Source organism: Micromonospora sp. NPDC048170, from assembly GCF_040652795.1.
Classification (GTDB): Bacteria; Actinomycetota; Actinomycetes; order Mycobacteriales; family Micromonosporaceae; genus Micromonospora.
In genome coordinates this window covers 1-25,094 of sequence record NZ_JBEZMR010000033.1, presented here as the reverse complement: position 1 = coordinate 25,094, position 25,094 = coordinate 1, and the positions used below count along the sequence as shown (strand labels likewise).

Below are 25,094 nucleotides of genomic sequence, written 5' to 3'. Positions count from 1 at the left end.
GACCGTTCGTGGCTCGCGGGTCTGCGTATGGGCCGTGTGCGGCTCGGAGGTCTCTGCATTGCTGGCGCGGAGGTCGGAGGTCTCCGGGTCGGCGACACGTGGATCCGGAGAGCCCGTGTCGGCATCGCGAGGTGTCGGAGTTTCCGGTCCGGAAACGTACGACTCGGGGGCGTCCTGGGCGGCCGGTACATCGCGGGGCGGCGGCGCGTATCCGGGATGTGGTGCTGTATCCGGAGCCGTTCGATCCGGCGCATCCGCATCAGGCGTGGCCGAGCGGGCTTGAACTGCTTCCGCCGGTGGCCCCGCCGCCGGGCGAACGCCCGGTGCCGGAACCGACGGTACGGCCGAAGGTACCGACACGGGTTGGGGAGGAGGTGCGGAGACCGGGCGCGGCGGGAACGCTGCGTTGCCGGCCTGCGCGAGGTCTGCGGAGACGGATGTCGTGGACGGGGTGGATGCTGCGGAGTGGGCCTGCGTGGGCAACACGGTGACCGGCGGCGCGGACGGTGCCGAGGCCGGCGGCGCGGGCGATACGGGAACCGATGGCCCGGGCGAGGCGGAGTCCGGTGACTCGGGCGAGGCGGAGTTCGGTGACTCAGGCGGTGCGGAGTTCGACGGCGCGGGCAGGGCGGATGGTGCGGTGGCGAATGACGTGGGCGGTGCGGAGACAGGCCGCGCCGACGGTGTGGTGCCCGGCTGCGGGTCTGCGGCGTCCGGCTGCTCAACCGTCGATGAGGTCGGTACGGCAGGCTCAAGGGCAGTCGGGGCAGGCTCGGAGGCTGGGCCGGCAGACGGCCTGGACACATGGAAGGCCACAGGAAGCGTCTGCCCGGCAGGTGGACCCGACACCGGCACGAGTACGGGGGACGCGGGCGCCGTCGGCGGAGCCGGTACGACCGGTGGCCTGGCCATCGGTCCGGACACCGGAGGGCTGGACACCGGCGGCCCGGACACTGGGGGATCGGAATCCGTGACGCCGGAAACCGTGACGCCGGAGTCCGTGACGCCGGATACCGGGGGCCCGGACACCGGCGGCCCGGATACCGGGGGGCCGGCCATCGGGCTGGATACCGGCGGGTCGGATACCGGCGGGCTGGTTGCCGCTGTGGCGGCTGGCGAGACCTGATCGGGGGCTTCCGCGACGGCCTCGGTCGGTGGTTCGGGGTCGTTATCAGCGGGCTCCGGCGACAAGGGATCTTCGTCGGCTGCCAATACCGCGGCCGGTCGACCAAGATCGCCGGGCTTCGGGATCGGCGCGTCGAGGCTCAGGGCCGGCGCGGCGTCGACGCCCGACTCGGCGCCTGAAGTCGACACCGCGCGGCGAGCCGGCACCGGGCTGGGAGCCGACGTGGCGCTGGGAGCCGGCACCGCGCCGGGAGTCGGGACCGCGTCGGGAGTCGGGACCGCGTCGGGAGTCGGCACCACGCCGGGAGCCGGCACCGGGCTGGGAGCCGACGTCGCGGTTGAGGCCACTGTGGCGTTCGGAACCGGGGCGACGCTGGAAACCGAGCCAGTGCCTGGCGCCGGCGGGGCGGGCGGGGCGTCGGGGGGAACGTCAGTACGCACGGTGGGCTGGACCTCGTCCGACGCGGCCGGAGAAGCTGACCGAGGAGCGGCGGGAGCGGGTGGTGGCGTGGGCCGGGATGGCCGGAACCAGGCATCAGACCCGCTCTGCGCGGATGGCTCGGGACGTGGCGGGGCGGCCGGCGTGGGTGGGTCGCTCGGCGGTGGCGGGACGTACCGCCTGGGCCTGTCGGGCGTGATGAACGCCTGCGGTGCCGGGGCGTCCTGTCCGGCCGTGCCTGTGGCTTGCTGACTTCCGGTCGAGCGGTGCGGTTCGGTCGGGTGGGCGATCGGCGGCCGGCCGGCCGGTACGGGGGCCGGGGGCTGCGTCGCGGTCCGGGACCCGTCGGGCCCGGCGTCCGGGTGCGGCTTCGGGGCGTCCGGTTGGGTCGGCGCCGGGCGTGCCGGAGCCTGGCCGGACATGGTGTCGTCGGTGGCTGGCTCGGCCGGGCCGGACACCGTGTCGGCGGTCGCCGGTCGGGCCGAGTCGGACGCCGTGTCGGCGGTCGTCTCCGGTGCTGGACCGGCTGCCGGGCTGGCGGTCGTCTCCGGCTTCGGACCGGACGCTCTGCCGGGGGTCTCCGCCGACACCGGCAGGAACTCCATGCGCAGTCGGGCGGCAGGAGGTGCCGAGACCGGCGTGGCGTCGTCCTCGGGGGCAGGGCGCGGCGTGCTGCTGGTGGGTGGGAACGTTTCCCCGGGCGCCGGCGTCGGTCGGGGGCTGGCAGCCGGTGGCCCGTCGACCGGGACCGGCGGGGGAACGGGCACACCGGAAACGGGAGCCGGCGGGGCCGGGGCTGGCGCGCCAGGCCGGTCGGCACCAGATGGAGACGATCCCGGCCGGCCGCCCGCCGGGCCCGCAGGCGACACGGGACGGTCGGCCATTGGGTTCGTCGGGCCTGTGGGCGAGACGGGACGGTCGGCCATTGGGTTCGTCGGGCCTGTGGGCGACACCGGATGGCCGACCATCGGGTTCGTCGGAACCGCCGGTGACACCGGGTGGCCGGCGGTCGGACCAGCTGGCGACAGCGGGACCGGAATGGGACCTGCCGGCGACGTCTGCTCGGAACGGGGGCCGGCGGGTGACACCGGCCTGGTGACCGGGCCCGCGGGTGACACGGGCACGGAGGCGGGAACGGCGGGCGACACCGGCCGGCCACGGACCGGCGCGGTCGGGTCGGGCCGGTCTGAGCGCGGCAGACCGTGGGCCGGGGCGGGCGAGACAGGGCGGCCCGGGACCGCGCCGTCCCCGGGCGGGACCCGGAAGCCTGCCGGCCCGGGAGCCGGCGGCCCCGAGACGGGGGTGCCGTAGGTCGGGGATGCCCGCCGTTGGTCGTACCCGGGCGGGGCCGGGGGTGTCGCGGCGTCGTCGGGGCGGGAGCGGTCGACCGGTTCGACCGTTCGCCGTTGTTCGAGGTGGGGCTCGCCGCGCCGCCGCGCGTCCCGGTCGAAGCCGGGCCGCACCGGGCCGGGCGCTGGCCAGGGCAGGCCAGCGTCCTGCTGCGGATGCCCTCGGGGCTCCCGGTACGCCTCAGCCTCCCGCCGGGCGTCCGGCCGGGCGACCCCACGTGGATCCCGCTCCGGGTACGTCTCGGCGCGCGCGGCCTCGTGCGTGCGCTGCCGTTCGCCCGGCTCCTGCCACCGCCGTTGCCCGTCAGGAGCCGGCTGCTGCCCGTCGGGAGCCGGCTGCGGCCTGCCGGGAGCCCGATCGGGGCGCGGCCGGCCGTCGGCGGGTACGCCGGCTTCGCGGCCCCGCCCGCCGTGGCCCCGGTCCCACTGAGCGCCGGCGGAACGCTCCCACTGCGACTCGGACGGACGCTCCCGTCGGGAGTCGGACGGCCGTTCCCACTGCGCGCCCGAGGAGCGTTCCCGCTGAGCGTCGGACGGGCGTTCCCGCTGGCCGTCGGACGGGTGGGACTGCGTGGCCGGGGGTCCCCACTGGTAGCGGGGCCGGTGTCCGTCCCCGCCCGACTGGCGGTCGCCGGCGGTCTCCGGCCGGCGGTCGTGCCCGGGTGCCGCCGAACGGTCGTGGCCGCGTTCGGCCCGGCGGTCGTGGCCCGGATCCGGCCGGTGGTCGTAGCCGGCGTCCGGGCGGTCGTACGCCGGCAAGCGGCGGGGCGGGGCGTCCTCGTCGGGCTCCGGGAGCCAGCCCGGATCGGACCTGCCGGCGGGGGAGACGGGGCGGTCCCGCCCGGTCGGCTCGTACCGGGGCGTGCGGGTGTCGTAGTGGTCCTGACCGGCGTGGTCGCGTTGCCGGGGGGAGTCGACGGGCCGACCGGACGTGTCGAATCCGCCCCGGTCGTTGCGGTGCGGCGGCTCCTGCCGGGGCGGCCACTGCCGGTCGTCGTCCTGTCGGCGCGGCCCGGCGGGCGGGTGCCGGTACGACTCGTCGCCGTGCCGTCGTGCGTCGAGGCCGTCCGGTCGGCCGTTCCATCCGTCCTGCCGTCCGGGCCGGCCGTCAGGTAGGTCGTCCCACGACCGGCCGAGGTAGGTCCCGTCCGGCCGGGTCGGTGCGAGCGGGGGCACCTCGGCCCGGCCGACGACGGCCGACCGGCCCCGGTACGCGGGTGACGCGTGTTCGATGCCGATGTCGCCCGCGTAGCGCTGGCCCGGGAACTGCGGGTGCCACTCGGTGGTCGGCTCGATCATCCAGGCCGGTTCGGTGGAGTCGTGCCAGTGGTCGGCGTATCGGCTCATCCGGCTGACCTGCCGGCGGCTGCGCTGGCCCGGACGACGGCCCGTGCCGGACGGGTCGAGATCCGGCGGTCGCCACGGAGGGTAGGCGGAACGCCCTCGGCGTGCCGTCGGTGAGCGGGCGCGCCCGGGTGACCGGCTGACGTCCGCCCGCTCACGGCGGCGCCCCGGTGGCCGCCTCGCGTCCGCTCGCTCACGGCGATGTCACCTCGTTGGAAATTGTCGCGCTGGGGCGCTCCACGTGCCGGTAGAGTCGCCCCTCCGGTACGGCGTGGCTGCGGAAGGAGGGTAGCGGCGTGGGCTCGCTCACCGCCACTGTGGCACCGCCCACCGCCCCAAACGTTATCCTATGGTTCCGGACATTTAAGGCTATAACCGGATCAGGCTTCCGACGTTACGCCACGTACCGGCAGGCGTCGTTGGCGGGCGTCGTGACCAACACCGTCTTCGGCTTCCTGCGGTGCTACGTCCTGCTCGCGGCGGCCGGCGCCGCCGGCACGGTGGCCGGGTACGACCGGGGCCAGCTCGCCACCTTCGTCTGGGTGGGTCAGGGCCTGCTGTCGGTCGTCCTCCTCTGGGGCTGGACGGAACTGGCCGACCGGATCCGCACCGGCGACGTCGCCAGCGACCTGCTCCGGCCGGTGCACCCCGTGACCAGCCATCTCGCCGCCGACCTGGGTCGCGCAGGCCACGCCACGCTGGTCCGGTTCCTCCCGCCGGTGCTGGTCGGGCCGATCTTCTTCGAGGTCCACCTGCCCCACCGCTGGTCCACCCTGCCGATCTTCGTGTTCTCCGCCGTCGTCGCCGTGGTCCTCTGCTTCGGCTGCCGCTTCCTGGTCAACGCGACCGCGTACTGGTTGCAGGACGTCCGGGGACCGGTGATCCTCTGGACCCTCGCCTCGGGCGTGCTCGCCGGGCTCTCCTTCCCGCTGCGCTTCCTGCCGGAGTGGCTCCAACTCGTCCTGTGGCTGGGCACCCCCTTCCCGAGCCTGCTCCAGACCCCGCTCGACGTGCTGGTCGAGCGCGACCCGACCGGCACCCAGGTCGGGCTGGTCGGGCTCCAGCTCGCCTGGGCGGTGCTGATCCTGGCCGCCTGCCGGCTGGTGCAGCACCGCGCGGAGCGTCGCCTGGTGGTCCAGGGTGGCTGACGCGTCGGGCCTACCCGGCGGCGTCGACCCGGGGGTGCACGGCGGAGGGGCGCTGGCCGCGTACCGGGCGCTGCTCGGCGCGCAGGCACGGGCGCAGACGGCGTACCGGACCTCGTTCGTGATCGACGTGGTCGGCAACGTCGGGTCCACCGTCTTCGACGTGATCACCGTGCTGGTCATCTTCGGGGTCACCCGGGAGTTGGGCGGATTCACACTGCGCGAGGCGATGGTGATCGTCGGCCTCTCGACGTGCGCGTTCGCCGTCGCAGACCTGCTGGTGGGCAACATCGAGCGGCTGCCCCGGTACGTGCGCACCGGGCTCTTCGACGCCGTGCTGGTCCGCCCGCTCGGGGCCCTGCCCCAACTGCTGCTCATGGACCTGCCGCTGCGCAAGGTGTCCCGCGCGGTCTTCGGGCTCGCCGTGCTGGTCGTCGCGGTCGGCTCGGCCGGCGTCGAGTGGACCCCGGCGCGGGCGCTGCTGGTGGTCCTCGCCCCGCTGGCCGGCGTGGTCTTCTTCGGCTCGGTCTTCGTGGCCACCGCCACCGTCTCGTTCTGGTGGGTCGACTCGGGCCAGCTCGCCAACTCGGTCACCTACGGCGGCCGGGACTTCACCTCGTACCCGATCACCGTCTTCGAGGGCTGGTTCCGCGCGGTGTTCGCGTACGGCCTGGGCTTCGCCTTCGTCAGCTACCACCCGGCGCTGGCGCTGCTCGGCCGCGCCGACCCGCTCGGCCTGCCGGCGTGGGTCGGCTGGAGCGCGCCGGCCGTCGCGCTGGTCGCGGCCGGCGGGGCGGCGGCGGCCTGGCGCACCGGCATCCGCCACTACCGGAGTACGGGGTCGTGAGCGACGACGTGATCGTGGCCGACGGGCTGCGCAAGGAGTTCACCGTCCGGGTGCGGGCCGGCCGGCTGCGCCGGGAGAAGCGGCTCGTCACCGCCGTCGACGGGATCGACCTGCGGGTGCCCCGCGGCGAGACGCTCGGCTACATCGGGCCCAACGGCGCCGGCAAGTCGACGACCCTCAAGATGTTCACCGGCGTGCTGATGCCCTCGGCCGGTGAGGTACGCGTGTGCGGCCTGCGCCCGGTGGCCCAGCGCACCCGGCTCGCGCTGCGCGTCGGCGTGGTCTTCGGCCAGCGCTCGCAGCTCTGGTGGGACCTGCCGCTGGGTGAGTCGTTCGCGCTGCTGCGGCACGTCTACCGGGTGCCGGCCGCCGCGCACGCCGCCCGGCTGCGCCGCTGCCGCAGCCTGCTCGACCTGGACCCCTTCCTGGACACCCCCGTCCGGCAGCTCTCCCTCGGGCAACGGATGCGCGGCGAGTTGACCGCCGCCCTGCTGCACGGCCCGGAGGTGCTCTTCCTCGACGAGCCCACCATCGGGCTTGACGTGGTCAGCAAGCAGGCGGTCCGCGGCTTCCTCGGCGAGCTGGGCCGGGCCGGGGACACGACGCTGGTGCTCACCACGCACGACCTGGCCGACATCGAGCGGCTCTGCCGGCGCCTGGTGGTGGTCGACCACGGGCGGGTGGTGCACGACGGGTCGATCGCCGCGCTGCACGAGCGGTACGGTTCGCGCCGCCTGCTCGTCGCCGACCTGGACGCCCCGCTGCCCGAGCCGCCGGTGCTGCCCGGCGCGCCCCTGCACCGGCAGGAGGCCGACGGGCACCGGCTGGTCTTCGCGCTGGAGTCGGCGGGGGTGGCCGAGGTGGTGGCGGCCCTGGCCGGGCTGGGCACGCTGCGGGACGTCTCGATCGTCGAGCCGGACATCGAGGACGTGGTGACCCGGCTCTACCGGAGCCGCTGACGCCGACGCCGCCCGCTGCGGGGTCACCGGGTGTCGGCCCGCGGACGGCGACGACCCCTCACCCGCCGTACGGGAGGGGCCGTCGGTGCGGCAGGCTCAGACCGGGTCGCCGATGTTCACCCGGGGCGCGGGAGCCCGCATCCGGCGGAACGTGATCGACCGCATGATGGCGTAGAGGTAGAGCGAGCCCATCCGCTGCCCGGTGTTCGGGAAACGCTTCCGGACCAGCTTGCCGATCTTGCGCGAGATCAGGACCGAGTCGATCACCACACCCAGGGCGAGCGCGCCCCAGAGCAGGTTGGAGACCAGGCGCACGATCGGGGGCATCGCGGCGTTCGAGCCGATCAGCACGATCAGCGCGCCACCGAAGAACCAGGTGCCGACCGTACGCCGGGAGTCGACCACGTTGCGGGCCAGCAGCCGCTCCGGGCCGCGGTCGCGGGGGCCGCCCTCGGTGCGGAACTCCGCCGCCGCCTCGGCGCGCAGCTGACGCCTGCGCTCCCGCTGCTCCTCCTTGGTCAACGGCTTGGTGGCCCCGGCGGGCCGGCGGCCGGCGGTCGGCCGCTTCGGAGTGACCTTGCCCAGCTCCTTCTTGCTCGGGGTGTGACCCCTCGGCTGGGCGAGCGTGGACTCCTCGTCGGGGGTCACCGGGGTGACGGCCTCGTCGACGAGGTCGGAGGACTTGCGGCGAAACAACGACGGCACGCGGAAAGGGTAGCCAAACGACGGCGCCCGGTGCACATCGCGGTGCACCGGGCGCGTACGGGAGTGGTCGACGTTACGGACGCTCGACGTGCGCGCCGAGGTCGGCCAGCTTCGCCTCGAAGTCCTCGTAGCCCCGGTTGATCAGGTCCACGCCGTACACCCGGGAGGTGCCCTCGGCGGCCAGCGCGGCGATCAGGTGACTGAAACCGGCCCGCAGGTCGGGGATGACGAGGTCGGCGGCGTGCAGCTTGCTCGGCCCCGCGATCACCGCGGAGTGCTTGAAGTTGCGCCGGCCGAAGCGGCACGGGGTGCCGCCCAGGCAGTCCCGGTAGACCTGGATGTTGGCGCCCATCGAGTTGAGCGCCGAGGTGTAGCCCAGCCGCTGCTCGTAGACCGTCTCGTGGACGATGGACAGGCCCCGGGCCTGGGTGAGCGCCACCACCAGGGGCTGCTGCCAGTCGGTCATGAAGCCCGGATGCACGTCGGTCTCCAGGGCCACCGACCTCAGCTCGCCACCCGGGTGCCAGAACCGGATGCCGCCCTCCTGGCCCGGGTCGCCCAGCTTCGGCGGCCGGGCGTCGGTGACCTCGTACTCGCCGCCGACGGAGCGGAAGATGTTCAGGAAGGTCATCATGTCGGCCTGCTGCGCACCCAGCACCTCGACGTGGCCACGGGTGGCCAGCGCCGCCGCCGCCCAGCTCGCCGCCTCGATCCGGTCCGGGATCGGCCGGTGCGTGTAGCCGTGCAGCTTCGGCACACCCTGGATCTCGATGACCCGGTCGGTGTGCACCTTGATGATCGCGCCCATCTTCTGCAGGATGCAGATCAGGTCGATGATCTCCGGCTCCACCGCCGCGTTGCGCAGCTCGGTGACGCCCTCGGCCATCACGGCCGTGAGCAGCACCTGCTCGGTCGCGCCGACGCTCGGGTACGGCAGGGAGAACTTGGTGCCGTGCAGCCCGTTCGGTGCCGACAGGTGCAGCCCCTCCGGGGTCTTCTCGACCGTCGCCCCGAACTCCCGCAGCGCCTGGAGGTGGAAGTCGATCGGGCGCGGCCCGATGTGGCAGCCGCCCAGGTCGGGTATGAAGGCGTGGCCGAGGCGGTGCAGCAGCGGCCCGCAGAACAGGATCGGGATCCGGCTGGAGCCCGCGTGCACGTTGATCTGGTCCGTGCTGGCGCTCTCCACGTTCACCGGGTCGAAGACGAGCTCGCCGTCCTCCGCGCCGTCGGTGACCTTGACCCCGTGCAGGCCGAGCAGGCCACGGACCACCTCGACGTCGCGGATCTTCGGCACGTCGAACAGTCGGCTCGGGCTGTCACCCAGCAGAGCGGCGACCATCGCCTTCGAGACCAGGTTCTTCGCGCCGCGCACGCGGATCCGCCCTTCGAGCGGAGTTCCTCCGTGTACGACCAGGACGTCGTCGGTCAACGCAACCTCCAGCGCGTCGGTGCTGCCGTGTTGATGGTGGGGGCTCGCGATAGTCATCGCTACCCAAGGGGCGGCCATGTCGAAACGGCCCGCGTGAGTCGTCGCACCGGCAGCATAGCCCTCGGTGACCGACATGGACCCGGTCACATCGCCCCGGAGGGTACTTATCGGTGATCAAACCCTTTTACGTACCAGTGTCGCTACCGACAGTGGTCAGGTCGCCGCCGGGGGCGGGGTGACGGCGCCGGGCAGGGCGAGCATCTGGTCCAGCGCCACCCGGGCGTGGTGCGCGGTGTCCGTATCGACGGTGATCTGGTTGACCACCCGGCCGGCCACCAGCTCCTCCAGCGCCCAGACCAGGTGGGGAAGGTCGATCCGGTTCATGGTCGAGCAGTAGCAGACGGCCTTGTCCAGGAACATGATCTGCTTGTCCGGGTGGGCCAGCGCGAGCCGGCGGACCAGGTTCAGCTCGGTGCCGACCGCCCAGGCGGAGCCGGCCGGGGCCGCCTCGACGGCCTTGATGATGTATTCCGTCGAACCGACGAAGTCGGCGGCGGTGACCACCTCGTGCCGGCACTCCGGGTGGACGAGCACGTTCACCCCCGGCACCCGCTCCCGCACGTCGTTGACGCTGTCGAGCGTGAACCGGCCGTGCACCGAGCAGTGCCCGCGCCACAGGATCATCTTCGCGTCGCGCAGCTGCTCCGGGGTGAGCCCCCCGTTCGGCTTGTGCGGGTCGTACAGGACACAGTCGTCCAGCGAGAAGCCCATCTCCAGCACGGCCGTGTTGCGGCCCAGGTGCTGGTCGGGCAGGAAGAAGACCTTCGAACCCTGCTGGTACGCCCACTCCAGGGCCCGCTTCGCGTTCGACGAGGTGCAGACCACGCCGCCGTTACGGCCGACGAAGCCCTTGATGTCCGCCGAGGAGTTCATGTACGTCACCGGGACGGTGTCCGCCGCGACGCCCAGTTCGGTGAGCACGTCCCAGGCGGTCTCGACCTGCGACAGCACCGCCATGTCCGCCATCGAACAGCCGGCGGCCAGGTCCGGCAGGATGACCTTCTGCGCGTCCGAGGTGAGGATGTCGGCGCTCTCGGCCATGAAGTGCACGCCGCAGAAGACGATGTACTCCGCGTCGGGCCGGGCCGCCGCCTCGCGGGCCAGCTTGAACGAGTCGCCCGTCACGTCGGCGAACTGGATCACCTCGTCGCGCTGGTAGTGGTGCCCCAGCACGAAGACCTTGCTGCCCAACGCCGCCTTCGCCGCCTTCGCCCGGGCCACCAGACCCGGGTCGCTGGGCGCCGGCAGGTCACCTGGACACTCGACGCCGCGCTCGGTGGCGGGGTCGCTGCCCCGGCCGAGCAGCAGCAGTGCCGTCGCGGTGTTGGAGGGTTCCACCCAGCTCGAAGTCACGTGCCCCATGGTCCCACAGTGCGGCCTGGCCGCAGCCTCCACCGGTGTGTGCTGCCACACTGCTCGGTATGCGCGTGCTGCTCTGCCCGGACAAGTTCGCCGGTACGCTGCCGGCCCCAGAGGTCGCCGATGCCGTGGCCACCGGCTGGCGGGAGGTCGCGCCCGGCGACGACCTGCTCGTCCGGCCCCTGTCCGACGGCGGTCCGGGCTTCCTCGACGTGCTTGCCGACGCGCTCGGGGGGCGCCGGATCCCGGTGCCGACCGTCGACCCGCTGGGCCGTCCGACGGCCGGTGAGATCCTGCTCACCGACGGCGGGGCGACCGCCTGGCTGGAGAGCGCCCAGGCGTGCGGGCTGCACCTGCTCGACGCGGGCGAGCGTGACCCGAAGACCACCACCTCGTACGGGCTGGGGGTGCTGGTCGCCGCCGCCGTGGAGGCCGGCGCCCGGACGGTGGTGATCGGGCTGGGCGGCTCCGGCACCAACGACGGCGGCGCGGGCATGCTCACCGCGCTCGGCGTGACCCCGCTGGACGTCACCGGCCAGGCACTGCCGTACGGCGGGGCCGCCCTCGGCGCGGCCGACGCCCTCGACGGCGCGCCCCGGCTGCGCGACGCCCGCCTCGTGGCCGCCACCGACGTGGACAACCCGCTGCTCGGGCTGCACGGGGCCAGCAACGTGTTCGGCCCGCAGAAGGGCGCCGACCGGGCCGACGTGCTGCTGCTCGACACCGCGCTGGAGCGCTTCGCCGCCGTGCTGGAACGGGACCTGCCCGGCTGCCCCGAACGGCTGGGCGCGCTGCCCGGCGGTGGCGCGGCCGGCGGGCTGGGCGCGGCCGTCCTGGCGCTGGGCGGGCACTGCGAGTCGGGCATCGGCCTGGTCACCCGGGCGATCGGGCTGGACGACACGCTCGACGCGGTCGACCTGGTGATCACCGGGGAGGGCTCGTTCGACCACCAGTCGCTGCGCGGCAAGGTGGTGGCCGGGGTGGCCGGCGCCGCCCGGGACCGGGGCGTGCCCTGCGTGGTGGTCGCCGGCCAGGTGAGCACCGGCCGGCGGGAGGCCGGGGCGGCCGGGGTCACCGACGCGTACAGCCTGGTGGAGCACTTCGGGGGCGACGAGCGCGGCGGGCTGGCCGCCGCGATGGAGCGCCCGGCCGAGGGGCTGCGGGCGCTCGGCACCCGGCTGGCCCGGCAGTGGACCCGCTGACCCGCTGACCCGCTGACCCGCTGACCCGCTGACCCGCTGACCCGCCCGCCGACTTCGCCGCCGCCCGCCCCCGGGCCGCCGACGGCTCACCTCCGGTTGTGCCCCGGGTCACGGACTTCGCATCCGGCCGCGTTCTGGGTCACCGGCCTTTCCCGCGCGGTGGTCGACGACAACGGGCGTCGGGCGACGACCCTGCTCACGCCGGCCGGGTGGGTCCGGCCGTGGCGGCGTACGATCGGAGCTGGACCACACCGGGAATGGCTGGGCGACACGAGATGTTGGCCAGTGCGTCCGGACCCAACCGCGCAGGGAGATTTCACGTGACCACGCCAGCGCAGACCGAGTCGACCGAGGCCAAGGCCCCCACGTCCGTCGTCCTCACCGACGTCGCGGCGCAGAAGGTCAAGGCCCTGATCGAGCAGGAGGGCCGCGACGACCTGCGGCTCCGGGTCGCCGTGCAGCCGGGTGGCTGCTCCGGCCTGCGGTACCAGCTCTTCTTCGACGAGCGGTCGCTCGACGGTGACGTCGTCGCCGACTTCGACGGTGTCGAGGTCGTCGTCGACCGGATGAGCGCCCCCTACCTGGCCGGCGCCACCATCGACTTCGCCGACCGGATCGACGCCCAGGGCTTCACCATCGACAACCCCAACGCGGGCAGCTCCTGCGCCTGCGGCGACTCGTTCAGCTGAGCCAGATCTCCGCTGACCACGGCGGGGCCGTCCTCCGGGGCGGCCCCGCCGTCGTCTTTCGGCCGGGAATGCGCCGTCGGGAAGATGATTCGGGGCCGACCGACCGGTCATCCTGAGCGGGCCGGGCCGGTAGGCTGACCGGCGCCCTGCTCCCGACCCCGAGGTTGACATGAAGATCGCCGTGACCGGCTCGATCGCCACCGACCATCTGATGAGCTTCCCCGGTCGCTTCGCCGACCAGTTCCTCGCCGACCAGCTGCACAAGGTCTCGCTCTCCTTCCTGGTGGACGACCTGGTGCTGCGGCGCGGCGGGGTGGCGGCCAACATCGCCTTCGGCATGGGGCAGCTCGGCATGCGCCCGGTCCTGGTCGGCGCGGTCGGCGCGGACTTCGCCGACTACCGCTCCTGGCTCGAGCGGCACGGGGTCGACTGCGACTCGGTGCACGTCAGCGAGGTGGCACACACCGCCCGGTTCGTCTGCACCACGGACACCGAGATGTGCCAGATCGCCTCGTTCTACGCCGGGGCGATGAGCGAGGCCCGCAACATCGAGCTGGCGCCGGTGGCCGACCGCCTCGACGGGCTGGACCTGGTCCTGGTGGGCGCGAACGACCCGGAGGCGATGCTGCGGCACTCCACCGAGTGCCGGGAGCGGGGCTACCGGTTCGCCGCCGACCCGTCCCAGCAGCTCGCCCGCATGGACGGCGACGACGTCGTCGCGCTGATCGAGGGCGCCGACTACCTGATGACCAACGACTACGAGAAGTCGCTGCTGCAGAGCAAGGCCGGGCTGACCGACGCGCAGCTGCTCGACCGGGTCAAGGTCCGGGTCACCACGCTGGGCAAGCACGGGGTGGAGATCGCCGGGCGGGACTTCGACACGATCCACGTGCCGATCGCGCGCGAGATCCGGGCGGTCGACCCGACCGGCGTCGGCGACGGATTCCGGGCCGGCTTCTTCACCGCGCTCTCCTGGGGGCTCGGCCTGGAGCGGGCCGCCCAGGTCGGCTCCCTGCTCGCCACGCTGGTGCTGGAGACCGTCGGCACGCAGGAGTACGAGGTCCGTCGCGACCTGTTCGTCAAGCGCCTGGCCGAGTCGTACGGCGACGCCGCCGCCGAGGACGTCCGCCCCCACCTGGCGCCATAACACCCCACCCCTCCCTCCCCTCCCACCCCCCACTGCGCCGATCTTGCACTTTCGGCCCGACCGTAGTCCCTTAAGTCCGCTTTGCTGGGGCAGAAAGTGCAAGATCGCGGGGGGAGAGGGTGGGGGGGAGGGCGCGGGGAGCGCGGGGGCGGGGGTCAGTGGCGGCGGCGGATGTCGAAGGCGGGGCCGTCGGGGCCTGTGATCGTGCCGAGGAACTCGTGGCCGCGCATCCGGCACCAGGCCGGGAGGTCCACCGCCGCGGCCGGGTCGTCGGCGAGTACCCGTACCACCGTGCCGACGGGCAGCTCGGGCAGCCGCCTGGCCGCCGCGATCACCGGCAGCGGGCAGCGCTGACCGCGACAGTCGAGGATCTCCGCCGGCGCCGTCACAGCCCCACCACCCCGGCCTCGGCGCGCAGCCCCGCCACGATGCCGGGCAGTTCGGTGAGAAACCTCTCGACGTCGGTCTCCGTCGTCTCCCGGTGCAGCGAGACCCGCACGTTGCCGTGCGAGAGCACCCCCATCGCCTCCAGCACGTGCGACGGCCGCAGCGTCGACGACGTGCACGAGGAGCCCGAGGAGACGGCGAAGCCGCGCCGGTCGAGCGCGTGCAGCAGGGCCTCACCGTCGACGTAGAGACAGGAGAAGGTCACCAGGTGCGGGAGGCGGTGGTCGGGATCGCCCACCACCTCCACGTCGGGCACCTCCGCCGCCACCCGGGCCCGGATCCGGTCCACCAGCGCCGCCAGCCGGGCCGCCTCGGCCGTGGCGTCGGCCGCCGCCGCGCGCAGGCTCGCCGCCGCCGCCACCACCGCCGGCAGGTTGAGCGTCCCCGGCGTACGCCCCGACTCCCGTTCGTCGGCCGGCCAGGGCGACTCCCACCGGGTGCCCTTGCGTACGACCAGCAGCCCCACCCCGGGTGGGCCACCCCACTTGTGCGCGCTGGCGCTCAGCACCGACCAGCCCGCCGGCACCGGGGCGCGGCCCACCACCTGGGCGGCGTCCACGTACAGCGGCACGCCGGCCTCGGCGCACTCCCGCGCGGCCTCCGGCACCGGCTGGAGGGTGCCGACCTCGTGGCTGGCGGCGATCAGCGCGGCCAGCGCCACCCCCGGTGCCCGGACCGCCGCCGCCCAGCGGTCCAGGTCGAGCCGGCCCAGCCGGTCCACCGGTACGGACGTGGCGGTGCCGCCCGCCGCGACGTGCTTCTCGGCGGCGTGCAGCACGGCCGAGTGTTCGATCGCGGAGTGCACCAGGGCGGCACCGACCCGCCGCCGGCCGGCCACGCCCCCCAGCACGGCGGCGTGCGCGGCCGTCGTACCGCTGGGGGTGAAGGAGAGTTCGTCGGCGCGGACGCCGAGGGTCTGCGCGGCGGCCTCGCGGGCGGCGTCGAGGAGTTGCCGGGCGCGACGCGCCTGTGTGTAGAGCCGGCCGGGGTCGGCCCAGCCGTCGTCGAGGGCGGCCAGCAGCGCCTGCCGGGCGACCGGGTGCAGGGGCGCGGCCGTGGCCGCGTCCAGGTAGACCGGGGATGCGCTCACGGAAGCCAACGTATCGCGCCGGTATGCCCAAGATCCCCCCGATGGGGGCCGACAGCGACCCCAACACGGTCCAGCCCGTCATGGTCGAGTAATCTGCGACCGTCGGTGACGCCTTTGCCGCTGGTGCTGTCGCTCCGCAGGCGGAGGGCAGGGAAAGACACCGCGGCGCGCTAGGGAGGCAGGACCAGGTGTTCGCAAGGAGTTCGGAGGTACGGCCGTCGGCCGTACGGCACAACGCTGCCTCAGGAGCCGGTGGGCGCCGGGGACGTCGTGCCGGTCGGATCGCCGGGCTCGGCCTCGGTGGAGCGGCGCTGCTGGTTCTGCTCACGGGCTGTGACGTCGGCGCGGCGTTCGGCGGCTTCGGCTGGCCGCAGGGCGGCATCACGCCCGAGTCGCGCCGGATGTACGACCTGTGGATCGCCTCGTGCATCGCGGCGCTCGCGGTCGGCGTCTTCGTGTGGGGCCTGATCTTCTGGTGCGTCGTGCGCTACCGCAAGCGGGGCAACGAGCTGCCGGTGCAGACCCGTTACAACCTGCCGATGGAGTTCCTCTACACCATTGCGCCGGTCCTGATCGTCTCCGTGCTCTTCTACTACACGGCGATCGTGCAGACCGACGTGGTGCGGACGACCAAGAACCCCGACGTCACGGTCGAGGTGGTCGCGTTCAAGTGGAACTGGCAGTTCAACTACCGCGACGGCCAGGGCCAGGACGCCAACACCGTCGCCTCCGTGCTCGGCACCAGCGAGGTCATCCCGATCCTGGTGCTGCCGACCGACCGGTCCATCCGGTTCGAGGAGACCAGCCGCGACGTCGTCCACTCCTTCTGGGTGCCGGAGCTGCTGTTCAAGCGCGACGTGATGCCGGGCAAGATCCGTAACGTGTTCGAGGTCTCGAAGCTGGAGGCCGAGGGCGCCTACGTCGGCCGCTGCGCCGAGCTCTGCGGCAGCTACCACGCCTTCATGAACTTCGAGCTGCGGGTCGTCTCCCCGGAGAAGTACGACCAGTTCCTGGCGGCCAAGCGGGACGGCAAGTCCACGCAGGAAGCGCTGACGGCCATCGGCGAGGACCCGTACGCGAAGACCACGAAGCCGTTCGAGACCCGTCGTGGCGAGGCCAACTTCAACCCGGACGACGCGCCGGCCGGCGCGGGAAGCTGAGGGATCGGGCATGAAGACCGAGTGGCGCATCTTCCTGGCCATCGCCGGGTTCCTGCTCTTCGCCGCCGTCCTCTACGGCGGGTGGACCGCCGCCGACTCCGGTGGCCAGGTCGAGTGGGTGGGTACGGTCGCCCTGCTGTTGAGCTTCCTGCTCTGTGCCATGTGCGGCGGCTTCTTCTGGTTCGTCTCGCGCCGCATCGACCTGCGGCCGGAGGACCGGCCGGACGGTGAGATCGCCGACGGCGCGGGCGAGGTCGGCTTCTTCAGCCCGGGCAGCTACTGGCCGTTCGGCCTGGCGCTGGCTGTCGGGACCGCCGGTTTCGGTCTCGCGTTCTGGCAGCTCTGGCTGCTCGGCCTCGGCTTGCTGACGGTTGCGTTCGCCGTCTGCGGCCTGCTGTTCGAGTACTACAGCGGCACCCGGCGCACCGCCGAACACTGATCCGTCGGTCGCGTCGACCGCGGCCCGCGAACGTCACGAAGGCCCGCCTCCCTCGGGAGGCGGGCCTTCGGTTCGTTCGGTTCGTTCGGTTCGTTCGGTTCGTTCGGTTCGTTCGGGAGGCGGGCCGTCGGCTGGGTGGCCCGTGGGGCCGCCCCTTGATCGTCTGCTGCTCACCCGGCGCGATCCGCGGGCGGGACCCGGGTAGGCGACAAACGATCTCCGCTGCCCGACCCGGCCGGCCACATCCAGCCTCGTCAGCAGGACAAGCGAAGGTCGGCCACCTTTGGCGGGCGGGCGGGCTGGCAGCGTGGCGCGGCGGTCAGGCGGTCAGGCGGTGTGGCGGTGTGGCGGTGTGGCTGGCGGCGTGGCGCGGCCGATGTGGCGGCGTGGCGCGGCGGCGCGGCGGGCGGCGTGGCGTGGCGGTCAGGTGGCGCGGCGGGCGGCGTGGCGCGGTGGTCAGGTGGCGCGGCGGGCGGCGTGGCGCGGTGGTCAGGTGGCGCGGCGGCTGACGGGCGGCGTGGCACGGCAGCGTGGCGCGGTGGTCAGGCGGCGCGGCATGGCAGCGTGGCGTGGCGGTCAGGCGGTGTGGTGGCGTGGCGTGGCGCGGCGGCGTGGCGGTCAGGCGGCGCGGCGGCGGGCCGACAACCCGGGCCGACCGGCCGGGCGTGCCCGGTGGACCGTGAAGGTGGTGACGAGCAGGGCCGTGCCGCAGCCCGTACAGGCCAACTCGGGGCAGTCTGCGCCGTGGCCGTCGGCGCACGGCGGCACCTCGAACGGCTCGACGCCCTCACAGGTGTCGCAGTAGAGCTCGCGCTCCGACACGGGCGTCTCCTCTCGCTCCGGCTCCCGCAAAGGGCTCGCACCCGTCCGGCGGGGGATGCCGCACCCGACGGCGCGGCAGAGATGTGGGAACTACTCAGCTGTAGTTTTCCACGAGGGTCCGACACCCTCCCGGGCCACCCGGCGACGCCCGGCGCTCAGAGGGAGCGCGCGACCTCGATCCAGCGGTCGAGGACGCGGGCGGCGGCGCCGGAGTCGACGGACTCGGCCGCCCGGTCCAGCCCGGCCCGCAGCGCCTCGGTGAGATCGCCGTCGAGCGGGCCCTGCGTGGCGAGCGCCGCAGCCGCGTTGACCAGGACGGCGTCGCGCACCGGGCCGGTCTCGCCGGCCAGCAGCCGGCGGACCACGTCGGCGTTGTAGGCGGCGTCACCGCCCCGCAGATCGGCCAGGGTGGCTCGGGGCACCCCGAGGTCGGCAGCGTCCAGCAGAGACTCCCTGACGGCGCCGCCCTGGGCCGCCCAGACGCGGGTCGGCGCGGCGGTGGTGAACTCGTCCAGCCCGTCCTCGCCACGCAGCACCAGCACCGAGTCGCCGCGGGCGGCGAAGACGCCGGCCATCACCGGGGCCATCCGCAGGTCGAAGCAGCCGACCGCTCCGGCGCGGGGCCGCGCCGGGTTGGTCAGCGGGCCGAGGAAGTTGAACACGGTGGGCACGCCCAGCTCCCGCCGTACCGGGCCGGTGTGCCGCATCCCGGGGTGGAACCGGGCCGCGAAGCAGAAGCCCATGCCGGCCTCGGCGACGCACCGGGCCACCCCCTCCGGGCCCAGGTCGAGCGGCACGCCGAGGAACTCCAGCACGTCGGCGGTGCCGCACGAGGAGGAGGCCGCCCGGTTGCCGTGCTTGACCACGCGGACGCCGGCGCCGGCCACCACCAGCGAGGCCATGGTCGAGATGTTGACCGTGTGCGCGAGGTCACCGCCGGTGCCGACCACGTCGAGGGCGGTGGCGCGCACTTCCTCGGGCAGCTCGACCGGGACCGCCCGGCCGAGCATCGCCTCGACCAGCCCGGCCAGCTCGGCCGAGGTCTCGCCCTTGGCGCGCAGCGCGACCACGAAGCCCGCCATCTGCGCCGGGGCGGCCGAGCCGGCCATGATCTCACCCATGGCCCAGGCCGTGTCGACGGTGGCGAGTTCCTCGCCGCGCAGCAGCGCGTTGAGCAGGTGCGGCCAGGTCCGATCGCCCATGGCGGGTCTCCCGAGCGTGCGAGATACGGGTGGGATGGAACCGGCACCGGTCGGCCCGGCGCCGCGGCGGCCGGAGCGGGAGGACGTCAGGCGGGTGCGTGCGTCCGCAGCAGCTCGGCCACCGTGGTGCCGGTGGTCACCGGGTCGAGCGGGTGTACCAGGGTGGCGTCGACCTCGGCGTAGGACGCGAGCCACCGGTCGGCGGCGCGGGCGATCACCACGCAGGTCGGGGGAGCGTCGTCCCGGTCGTCCTTGATCTGCCGGGCGATGCCGATGCCGCCGCCCGGGCTCGCCTCGCCGTCGAGCACCAGCAGGTCGATCTCGTAGTCGTCGACGAGCCGGACGCACTCGGCGTAGGCGGACGCCTCGACGAACTCGATCCGCAGGCCGGGCGCGGGGCGCGGCCCGATGGCGAGCCGCATCCGGTCGCGGACCTCCGGGTCGTCGCTGTAGAGCAGGACGGTGCAAAGACGATCACTCATGCCGGCACTCCGGTTCGTTCCGTGCCGTCGTGAGGCACCATCGCACTGATCTTGACGATTCGTTCGCTGCGCACACTCATTGGCTGGACTGGCTCCCACCTCGTAGCTGCACGTTGATCGTACCGGGCCGCGTGAGGTGTGCGGCGTCCGCCCGGTGGCGGTGGCGGAGCGTACCGCCGGCGGGGCTCAGGCGGTGGACTCCGCGGCCCGCTGGCGGGCCTCCTGGCGGTCCAGGTCGCGGTCCACGCGGCGGGCCTCCCGCTCGGCGTGCCGCATCCACTGCACGACCAGTACGGCCAGCATGGTCACGCTGACGAACTCGCCGCCCGCCCAGAGGATGCCGCCGGCGACCACCTGGTCCTGCCACGGGTCCGACCAGGTCAGCCCGAGCGACGGGTACCAGTCGCCGCCGAACAGCGTGCTGCTCTGCATGATGGTGAGCCCGAGCACGGTGTGGAACGGCACGGAGAGCAGCATCAGCAGCGCCCGGCCCGGGTACGGCCAGCGCCCCGGCAGCGGGTCGAGGCCGAGCAGCGGCCAGAAGAACACGCAGCCGGTCATGATGAAGTGCGCGTGCACGACCTCGTGCGCCCACACGTTCTCCAGCGTGTAGCGGTACAGGTCGGTGAAGTAGAGCGCGAACGGGTTCACCACGAAGATGGCGAACGCCACCAGCGGGAAGCTGTAGATCCGCGCGACGCGGCTGTGCACGATCGCCAGCAGCCGCTTGCGTGGCCCTGGCGGCAGGGTGCGCAGGGCCAGCGTCAACGGTGCGCCCAGCGCGAGGAAGATCGGCGAGATCATGGAGAGCACCATGTGCTGGACCATGTGCACCGACAGCAGCGCCGTGTCGTACGCGTGCAGGCCGCTGACGGTGACCGCCGCGATGCCGCCGAGGCCGGGGCCGAGGAAGAAGATCGTCCGGGCGATCGGCCACCGGTCGCCCCGGACCCGCAGCCGGTGCACCCCGTAGAGGTAGATGCCGGCGGCCAGCACCAGGCCGACGGCGAGCCAGCTGTCCAGCTTGGTCTCGGTGAACACCGAGGTCACGGTGAACGGCGGCGGGGTGGCCGCGGTCGCCACCGGCGCGGCGACCGTGGCTGCGGCGGGAATCGGATCGGCGTGCAGCACGCTTTTCAGCCTAGGCCAGGCGAACCGGACTGCCCCGATCGGGCTGTGGTTGGCACGGGTTTGGCCCCCCGCTGATCGCCGGCCCCGGTCAAGGGCAATAATGACCGCGTGACTGCGGCCCCAGCCATTGACAAGAGCCGGATCCACTCCCTGACCCGACCCAACATGGTCAGCGTGGGGACGATCGTGTGGCTCTCCAGTGAACTCATGTTCTTCGCGGCGCTCTTCGCGATGTACTTCTCCATCCGCGCGGCAGCGCCGGAGCAGTGGGCGGAGCACACCGAGATCCTCAACATCCCCTACGCGACCACCTTCACGGTGATCCTGGTGTTGTCCTCGGTGACCTGCCAGCTCGGTGTGTTCGCCGCGGAGAAGGGTGACGTCCACGCGCTACGGCGCTGGTTCACGATCACCTTCGTGATGGGCTTGATCTTCATGCTCGGCCAGCTCAACGAGTACCGCGAGCTCGTGCACGAGGGCATCAAGATCAACAAGGACGGCTACGGGTCGATGTTCTACCTGACCACCGGCTTCCACGGCCTGCACGTGGCCGGCGGTCTGGTCGCCTTCGTCATCTTCATGATCCGCACCACCATGGGCCGGTTCACACCGGCGCAGGCCACGTCGGCGATCGTCGTGTCCTACTACTGGCACTTCGTCGACGTCGTGTGGATCGGGCTCTACGCCATGATCTACTGGCTTCAGTGATCTTGGCGCGTCACGAACCGCGCCGCTGCTCCGTCCCCTGAGACAAGGTCCAACCGGTTAAGGACACAGGTCATGACTTCTGACAACGACCGCCGACGCGGTCTGCTCGCGCGGCTGCGCGAGCGGCCCGCAGCGCGCAGCAGGGGCCGCCGCCGGCTGGGCGCCGCGGTCCGGCTGTTCGCCGCGCTGATGCTGGCCGGCGGCGCCTACACGGTCTTCGCCCCCGGCGTGCAGGCGCAGGACGCCCCGCTCACCGGCGCCGCCGCGGAGGGCAAGGCGCTGTTCGACGTGAGCTGCGTGACCTGTCACGGTCGCAACGCCCAGGGCGTCGAGGGGCGCGGGCCGAGCCTGATCGGCGTCGGCGCGGCCTCGGTCGAGTTCCAGGTCAGCTCCGGCCGCATGCCGATGGCCCGCCAGGAGGCCCAGGCACAGCGCAAGCCCGAGCTCTTCACCGACGAGGAGACCCGCCAGCTCGCGCAGTTCATCCAGGAGCTCGGCGGCGGCCCGGAGGTGCCCGGCGGCGAGAACCTTCAGGCCGGCGGCAACATCGCCGCCGGTGGCGAGCTGTTCCGGATCAACTGCGCCCAGTGCCACGCCTTCGGCGGCAGCGGCGGCGCCCTGTCCTCCGGCAAGTACGCGCCGGGCCTGCGCCCGGCCACCGACCGGCAGATCTACGCCGCCATGCTGAGCGGCCCGCAGAACATGCCGGTCTTCGGTGACAACCAGATCACCCCGGAGCAGAAGGCGGACCTCATCGCCTACATCCAGCAGACCCTGAAGCACGACGGGGACCCGGGCGGCTTCAACCTCGGTCGGTACGGGCCGTCCACCGAGGGACTGGCGATCTTCCTGGTAGGCATCGTCGCGCTCGTCTTCGCGAGCCTGTGGATTGCGGGCAAGTCGTGACCGGGCGGCTCATCCGATTCAGTGCTGTGGTGCCGCAGCCCGGCACCCCGCGTAGCGAGGTGACGGTATGACCACGCACACCGAGCACCAGGCTCAGCAGGGCCGGGAGCCGCTCGACGTGAGGACCCCCGGGCTCAGCCAGTTCGACATCGTCCGCGAGGGCGCGCGCCGGGACGACATCGAGATCGTCCACTACGAGGCGCAGGTCGCGCCGGGCAGCAAGGCCGAGCGCCGGCTGACCCGTACGATCGCGTCGTTCTTCCTGCTGACCGGGCTGGCGGCGACCGCCTTCCTGGTGATCTACATCTGGTGGCCGTGGGAGTACGCCCCCGGTAGCGGCGGCGACAAGTGGTACACCCCGCTGCTCGGCGTCACCCTCGGCGTGGCCCTGCTCGGCGTCGGCTTCGGCATCCTGACCTGGGGCAAGAAGCTGCTGCCGAAGGAGGTCTCGATCCAGGACCGGCACGAGGGTGCCGTCTCCGAGGACGACCGGATCATCACCGGCCAGACCATGCTCTACATGGCCGACGAGCTGGGCGTGAAGCGCCGGCCGCTGCTCGGCATCTCGCTGCTGGCCGGTCTCGCGCCGGTCGGCGCGGTCGCCGCGGCGCCCCTGGTCGGCGGCCTGATCTCCCAGCCGCACAAGAACAACCAGATGTTCACGACCGGGTTCGCCCCCGGCGAGGGCGGCGCGAAGATCCGGCTGGTCCGCGAGGACGGCCGGCCGGTCCGCCCGGCGGACGTCAGCGCCGGCGGCCAGATCACCGTCTTCCCCGGCATCGACCACGGCGTGAGCAACCTGCACGCCGACTCGCCGGCCCTGCTGATCCACCTGCGGGACTTCGACGCGCAGGAGTCGCTCCGGGCCAACGAGCGGGTCGGGCACGGCGACTACATGTGGGGCAACTTCGCCGCCTACTCGAAGATCTGCACGCACGCCGGTTGCCCGGCGAGCCTGTACGAGCAGCAGACCAACCGCCTGCTCTGCCCGTGTCACCAGTCGCAGTTCCTGATCACCGACAACGCCCGGCCCATCTTCGGCCCGGCCAGCCGACGGCTGCCGCAGCTGCCGATCGAGGTTGACGCCGAGGGCTACTTCGTGGCCAAGTCCGACTACACCGAGACCGTCGGGCCCGACTTCTGGGAGCGGCCGTGAAGCGGCGCAAGTTCGAGATGGCAGCTGTGCCGGGCAACGCCGCCCGGGGAGTGGACGACCGCTTCCAGGTGGCCACCCCGCTGCGCCGGCTGCTGAACAAGGTCTTCCCGGACCACTGGTCCTTCCTGCTCGGCGAGATCGCGCTGTTCTCGTTCGTCGTCCTGCTGCTGACGGGGGTCTTCCTGACCTTCTTCTTCGAGCCGGCGATGACCGAGGTGGTCTACAACGGCAGCTACGCCCCGCTGCGGGGCACGCCCATGTCGGCCGCGTACGCCTCCACCCTGGACATCTCGTTCGACGTCCGCGGTGGTCTGATCATGCGGCAGATGCACCACTGGTCGGCGCTGCTGTTCATGGCCGCCATCGTGGTGCACATGCTCCGGGTCTTCTTCACCGGCGCGTTCCGCAAGCCGCGTGAGACCAACTGGATCATCGGCTCGCTGCTGTTCTGGGTCGGCTTCCTCGCCGGCTTCACCGGCTACTCCCTGCCGGACGACGGCCTGTCGGGCACCGGCCTGCGGATCGCCTCGTCGATCATGCTGTCCATCCCGGTGATCGGCTCCTGGGTCACCGCGGCGGTCTTCGGCGGGGAGTTCCCCGGCACGATCATCATCAGCCGGTTCTACATCGCCCACGTGCTGCTCGTCCCGGGCCTGCTGCTGGCGCTGATCGGCGCCCACCTGGGCCTGGTCTTCAAGCAGAAGCACACCCAGTGGCCCGGCCCCGGCCGGACCAACGGCAACGTGGTCGGCGAGCGGATGTTCCCCCGCTACGCGATCAAGCAGGGCGGCTTCTTCATGGTCGTCTTCGGTGTGATCGCGCTGATGGGCGGCCTGTTCCAGATCAACCCGCTCTGGCTGTTCGGCCCGTACGAGGCGTGGGTGGTCTCGGCCGCCAGCCAGCCCGACTGGTACGTCATGTTCCTCGACGGCTCGACCCGTCTGATGCCGGCCTGGGAGATCAATATCCCGATCGGCGACGGGTACGTGATCCCGCCGCTGTTCTGGCCGACGGTCGTGCTGCCGGGCATCCTCGTCGGCATGTCGACGCTCTACCCGTTCCTGGAGGCCCGACGCCTCAAGGACACGCGGAGCCACAACCTGCTCCAGCGGCCCCGCGACGTGCCGGCCCGGACCGGCCTGGGCGCCATGGCGCTGACCTTCTTCATCGTGCTGACCCTCTCGGGCGCCAACGACGTCATCGCCGACAAGTTCCAGATCAGCCTGAACGCGATGACCTGGGGCGGCCGGGTCGGCCTGCTCCTCCTGCCGCCGCTGGCGTACTACGTCACCTACCGGATCTGCCTGGGCCTCCAGCAGCACGACCGGGAGGTGCTCGCCCACGGCGTCGAGACCGGCATCATCCGGCGACTGCCGGACGGCCGGTTCGAAGAGGTGCACCAGCCGCTCGCGGTGACGGACGGGCACGACGACGGCCACGGCGGTCTGGAGTACGCCGGCTGGGTCGTGCCGAAGAAGATGAACCGGCTCGGCGCCCTCGGCCCGGCCATCCGGGGCTTCTTCTACCCGATCGAGAAGCCGGCCGAGGCGCCGGTCTCGCCAGGGCACCCGCCGGTCGAGCCCCGACCGGAGCGGGAGGAGATCGACAGCGGCGGCAGCCGCCGCTGATCCCGCGACACCTCGACGTGGGGGCCGCCCGGCGGCGCCCGGGCGCGCGGCCCCCCCGACGACCAGCACCCCCGACCACACCCCGGGGGGGGGGGGGATGGACCCCCCCAGCAGCAAGATAATC

At 73.0% G+C, this 25,094-nt stretch carries 22 protein-coding genes; 13 read left to right on the top strand and 9 right to left on the bottom strand.

Translation table 11 applies throughout. From position 1 onward, the window contains the following. Positions 1-475: 475 nt before the first annotated feature. The 4 genes from AB0D32_RS28165 (at position 476) to AB0D32_RS28150 (ending at position 7,208) form a co-directional block, all read left to right on the top strand. Entirely contained in the window at positions 476-1,126 is a 651-nt protein-coding gene (locus AB0D32_RS28165) for a hypothetical protein (RefSeq protein WP_357096638.1), read from the top strand. A gap of 3,562 nt (positions 1,127-4,688) precedes the next feature. Then, entirely contained in the window at positions 4,689-5,405 is a 717-nt protein-coding gene (locus AB0D32_RS28160) for an ABC-2 family transporter protein (protein WP_357096635.1), read from the top strand. Between the two features lie 52 nt (positions 5,406-5,457). Continuing rightward, entirely contained in the window at positions 5,458-6,249 is a 792-nt protein-coding gene (locus AB0D32_RS28155) for an ABC-2 family transporter protein (RefSeq protein WP_357096739.1), read from the top strand. Then, the gene (locus AB0D32_RS28150; RefSeq protein ID WP_357096631.1) at positions 6,246-7,208 is read left to right on the top strand and encodes an ATP-binding cassette domain-containing protein; all 963 of its coding nucleotides are present in this window, start codon (positions 6,246-6,248) and stop codon (positions 7,206-7,208) included. The genes AB0D32_RS28155 and AB0D32_RS28150 overlap by 4 nt, the downstream gene beginning before the upstream one ends. 96 nt (positions 7,209-7,304) lie before the next feature. On the opposite strand, the gene AB0D32_RS28145 is transcribed toward AB0D32_RS28150, so the two are convergent. The 3 genes from AB0D32_RS28145 to nadA form a co-directional block, all read right to left on the bottom strand. Beyond that, entirely contained in the window at positions 7,305-7,913 is a 609-nt protein-coding gene (locus AB0D32_RS28145; RefSeq protein ID WP_357096628.1) for a DUF3043 domain-containing protein, read from the bottom strand. Positions 7,914-7,986: 73 nt separating this feature from the next. After that, complete coding sequence (gene murA, locus AB0D32_RS28140) at positions 7,987-9,399, bottom strand: UDP-N-acetylglucosamine 1-carboxyvinyltransferase (RefSeq protein WP_357096625.1); 1,413 nt, start codon at positions 9,397-9,399, stop codon at positions 7,987-7,989. 156 nt (positions 9,400-9,555) lie between these two features. Beyond that, positions 9,556-10,755, bottom strand: a complete 1,200-nt coding sequence (gene nadA, locus AB0D32_RS28135; RefSeq protein ID WP_357096622.1) for a quinolinate synthase NadA — start codon at positions 10,753-10,755, stop codon at positions 9,556-9,558. 68 nt (positions 10,756-10,823) lie between these two features. Between nadA and AB0D32_RS28130 the strand changes: the two genes are divergently transcribed. From AB0D32_RS28130 to AB0D32_RS28120, 3 genes are all read left to right on the top strand, one after another. Beyond that, positions 10,824-11,963: a glycerate kinase gene (locus AB0D32_RS28130; protein ID WP_357096736.1), complete on the top strand. Its 1,140-nt coding sequence runs from the start codon at positions 10,824-10,826 to the stop codon at positions 11,961-11,963. A gap of 320 nt (positions 11,964-12,283) precedes the next feature. Further along, entirely contained in the window at positions 12,284-12,652 is a 369-nt protein-coding gene (gene erpA / locus AB0D32_RS28125) for an iron-sulfur cluster insertion protein ErpA (protein WP_132263018.1), read from the top strand. A gap of 169 nt (positions 12,653-12,821) precedes the next feature. Next, entirely contained in the window at positions 12,822-13,799 is a 978-nt protein-coding gene (locus AB0D32_RS28120; protein ID WP_357096619.1) for a carbohydrate kinase family protein, read from the top strand. A gap of 155 nt (positions 13,800-13,954) precedes the next feature. Here the strand turns inward: AB0D32_RS28120 and AB0D32_RS28115 are convergent, their stop codons facing one another. Next, positions 13,955-14,188: a sulfurtransferase TusA family protein gene (locus AB0D32_RS28115; RefSeq protein WP_357096616.1), complete on the bottom strand. Its 234-nt coding sequence runs from the start codon at positions 14,186-14,188 to the stop codon at positions 13,955-13,957. Further along, the gene (locus AB0D32_RS28110) at positions 14,185-15,336 is read right to left on the bottom strand and encodes an aminotransferase class V-fold PLP-dependent enzyme (protein WP_357096613.1); all 1,152 of its coding nucleotides are present in this window, start codon (positions 15,334-15,336) and stop codon (positions 14,185-14,187) included. The genes AB0D32_RS28115 and AB0D32_RS28110 overlap by 4 nt, the downstream gene beginning before the upstream one ends. A 188-nt stretch (positions 15,337-15,524) precedes the next feature. Between AB0D32_RS28110 and coxB the strand changes: the two genes are divergently transcribed. After that, complete coding sequence (gene coxB, locus AB0D32_RS28105; protein ID WP_357096610.1) at positions 15,525-16,496, top strand: cytochrome c oxidase subunit II; 972 nt, start codon at positions 15,525-15,527, stop codon at positions 16,494-16,496. Positions 16,497-16,506: 10 nt separating this feature from the next. Next, positions 16,507-16,935 (top strand): cytochrome c oxidase subunit 4, encoded by a 429-nt coding sequence (locus tag AB0D32_RS28100; RefSeq protein ID WP_357096607.1) that lies wholly within the window; start codon positions 16,507-16,509, stop codon positions 16,933-16,935. Positions 16,936-17,553: 618 nt separating this feature from the next. On the opposite strand, the gene AB0D32_RS28095 is transcribed toward AB0D32_RS28100, so the two are convergent. From AB0D32_RS28095 to AB0D32_RS28080, 4 genes are all read right to left on the bottom strand, one after another. Next, entirely contained in the window at positions 17,554-17,757 is a 204-nt protein-coding gene (locus AB0D32_RS28095) for a hypothetical protein (protein ID WP_357096605.1), read from the bottom strand. A gap of 155 nt (positions 17,758-17,912) precedes the next feature. After that, positions 17,913-18,959, bottom strand: a complete 1,047-nt coding sequence (trpD, locus tag AB0D32_RS28090; protein ID WP_357096602.1) for an anthranilate phosphoribosyltransferase — start codon at positions 18,957-18,959, stop codon at positions 17,913-17,915. A gap of 86 nt (positions 18,960-19,045) precedes the next feature. Continuing rightward, the gene (locus tag AB0D32_RS28085; protein ID WP_357096599.1) at positions 19,046-19,441 is read right to left on the bottom strand and encodes a hypothetical protein; all 396 of its coding nucleotides are present in this window, start codon (positions 19,439-19,441) and stop codon (positions 19,046-19,048) included. A gap of 186 nt (positions 19,442-19,627) precedes the next feature. Further along, positions 19,628-20,572 (bottom strand): cytochrome c oxidase assembly protein, encoded by a 945-nt coding sequence (locus AB0D32_RS28080; RefSeq protein ID WP_357096596.1) that lies wholly within the window; start codon positions 20,570-20,572, stop codon positions 19,628-19,630. A 108-nt stretch (positions 20,573-20,680) separates the two neighbouring features. On the opposite strand from AB0D32_RS28080, the gene AB0D32_RS28075 reads away from it, so the two are divergent. The 4 genes from AB0D32_RS28075 to AB0D32_RS28060 all read left to right on the top strand — a co-directional run bounded on the left by AB0D32_RS28075 (position 20,681) and on the right by AB0D32_RS28060 (position 24,970). Continuing rightward, positions 20,681-21,280, top strand: coding sequence for a heme-copper oxidase subunit III (locus tag AB0D32_RS28075; protein ID WP_357096593.1), 600 nt, complete (start codon positions 20,681-20,683; stop codon positions 21,278-21,280). Positions 21,281-21,352: 72 nt separating this feature from the next. Beyond that, positions 21,353-22,186 (top strand): cytochrome c, encoded by an 834-nt coding sequence (locus AB0D32_RS28070; protein WP_357096591.1) that lies wholly within the window; start codon positions 21,353-21,355, stop codon positions 22,184-22,186. A 67-nt stretch (positions 22,187-22,253) separates the two neighbouring features. Continuing rightward, positions 22,254-23,342: a Rieske 2Fe-2S domain-containing protein gene (locus AB0D32_RS28065; protein ID WP_357096588.1), complete on the top strand. Its 1,089-nt coding sequence runs from the start codon at positions 22,254-22,256 to the stop codon at positions 23,340-23,342. Beyond that, positions 23,339-24,970, top strand: coding sequence for a cytochrome bc complex cytochrome b subunit (locus AB0D32_RS28060; protein ID WP_357096585.1), 1,632 nt, complete (start codon positions 23,339-23,341; stop codon positions 24,968-24,970). Before AB0D32_RS28065 ends, AB0D32_RS28060 begins: the two co-directional genes overlap by 4 nt. The last annotated feature ends 124 nt before the right edge of the window (positions 24,971-25,094 follow it).

What these genes read in the sequence shown, in the direction of transcription:
- murA (WP_357096625.1), bottom strand. Translation starts at nt 9,399, where the DNA reads ATGACTATCGCGAGCCCCCACCATCAACACGGCAGCACCGACGCGCTG.
- AB0D32_RS28130 (WP_357096736.1), top strand. Translation starts at nt 10,824, where the DNA reads ATGCGCGTGCTGCTCTGCCCGGACAAGTTCGCCGGTACGCTGCCGGCC.
- AB0D32_RS28120 (WP_357096619.1), top strand. Translation starts at nt 12,822, where the DNA reads ATGAAGATCGCCGTGACCGGCTCGATCGCCACCGACCATCTGATGAGC.
- AB0D32_RS28100 (WP_357096607.1), top strand. Translation starts at nt 16,507, where the DNA reads ATGAAGACCGAGTGGCGCATCTTCCTGGCCATCGCCGGGTTCCTGCTC.
- trpD (WP_357096602.1), bottom strand. Translation starts at nt 18,959, where the DNA reads ATGGGCGATCGGACCTGGCCGCACCTGCTCAACGCGCTGCTGCGCGGC.
- AB0D32_RS28085 (WP_357096599.1), bottom strand. Translation starts at nt 19,441, where the DNA reads ATGAGTGATCGTCTTTGCACCGTCCTGCTCTACAGCGACGACCCGGAG.
- AB0D32_RS28070 (WP_357096591.1), top strand. Translation starts at nt 21,353, where the DNA reads ATGACTTCTGACAACGACCGCCGACGCGGTCTGCTCGCGCGGCTGCGC.
- AB0D32_RS28065 (WP_357096588.1), top strand. Translation starts at nt 22,254, where the DNA reads ATGACCACGCACACCGAGCACCAGGCTCAGCAGGGCCGGGAGCCGCTC.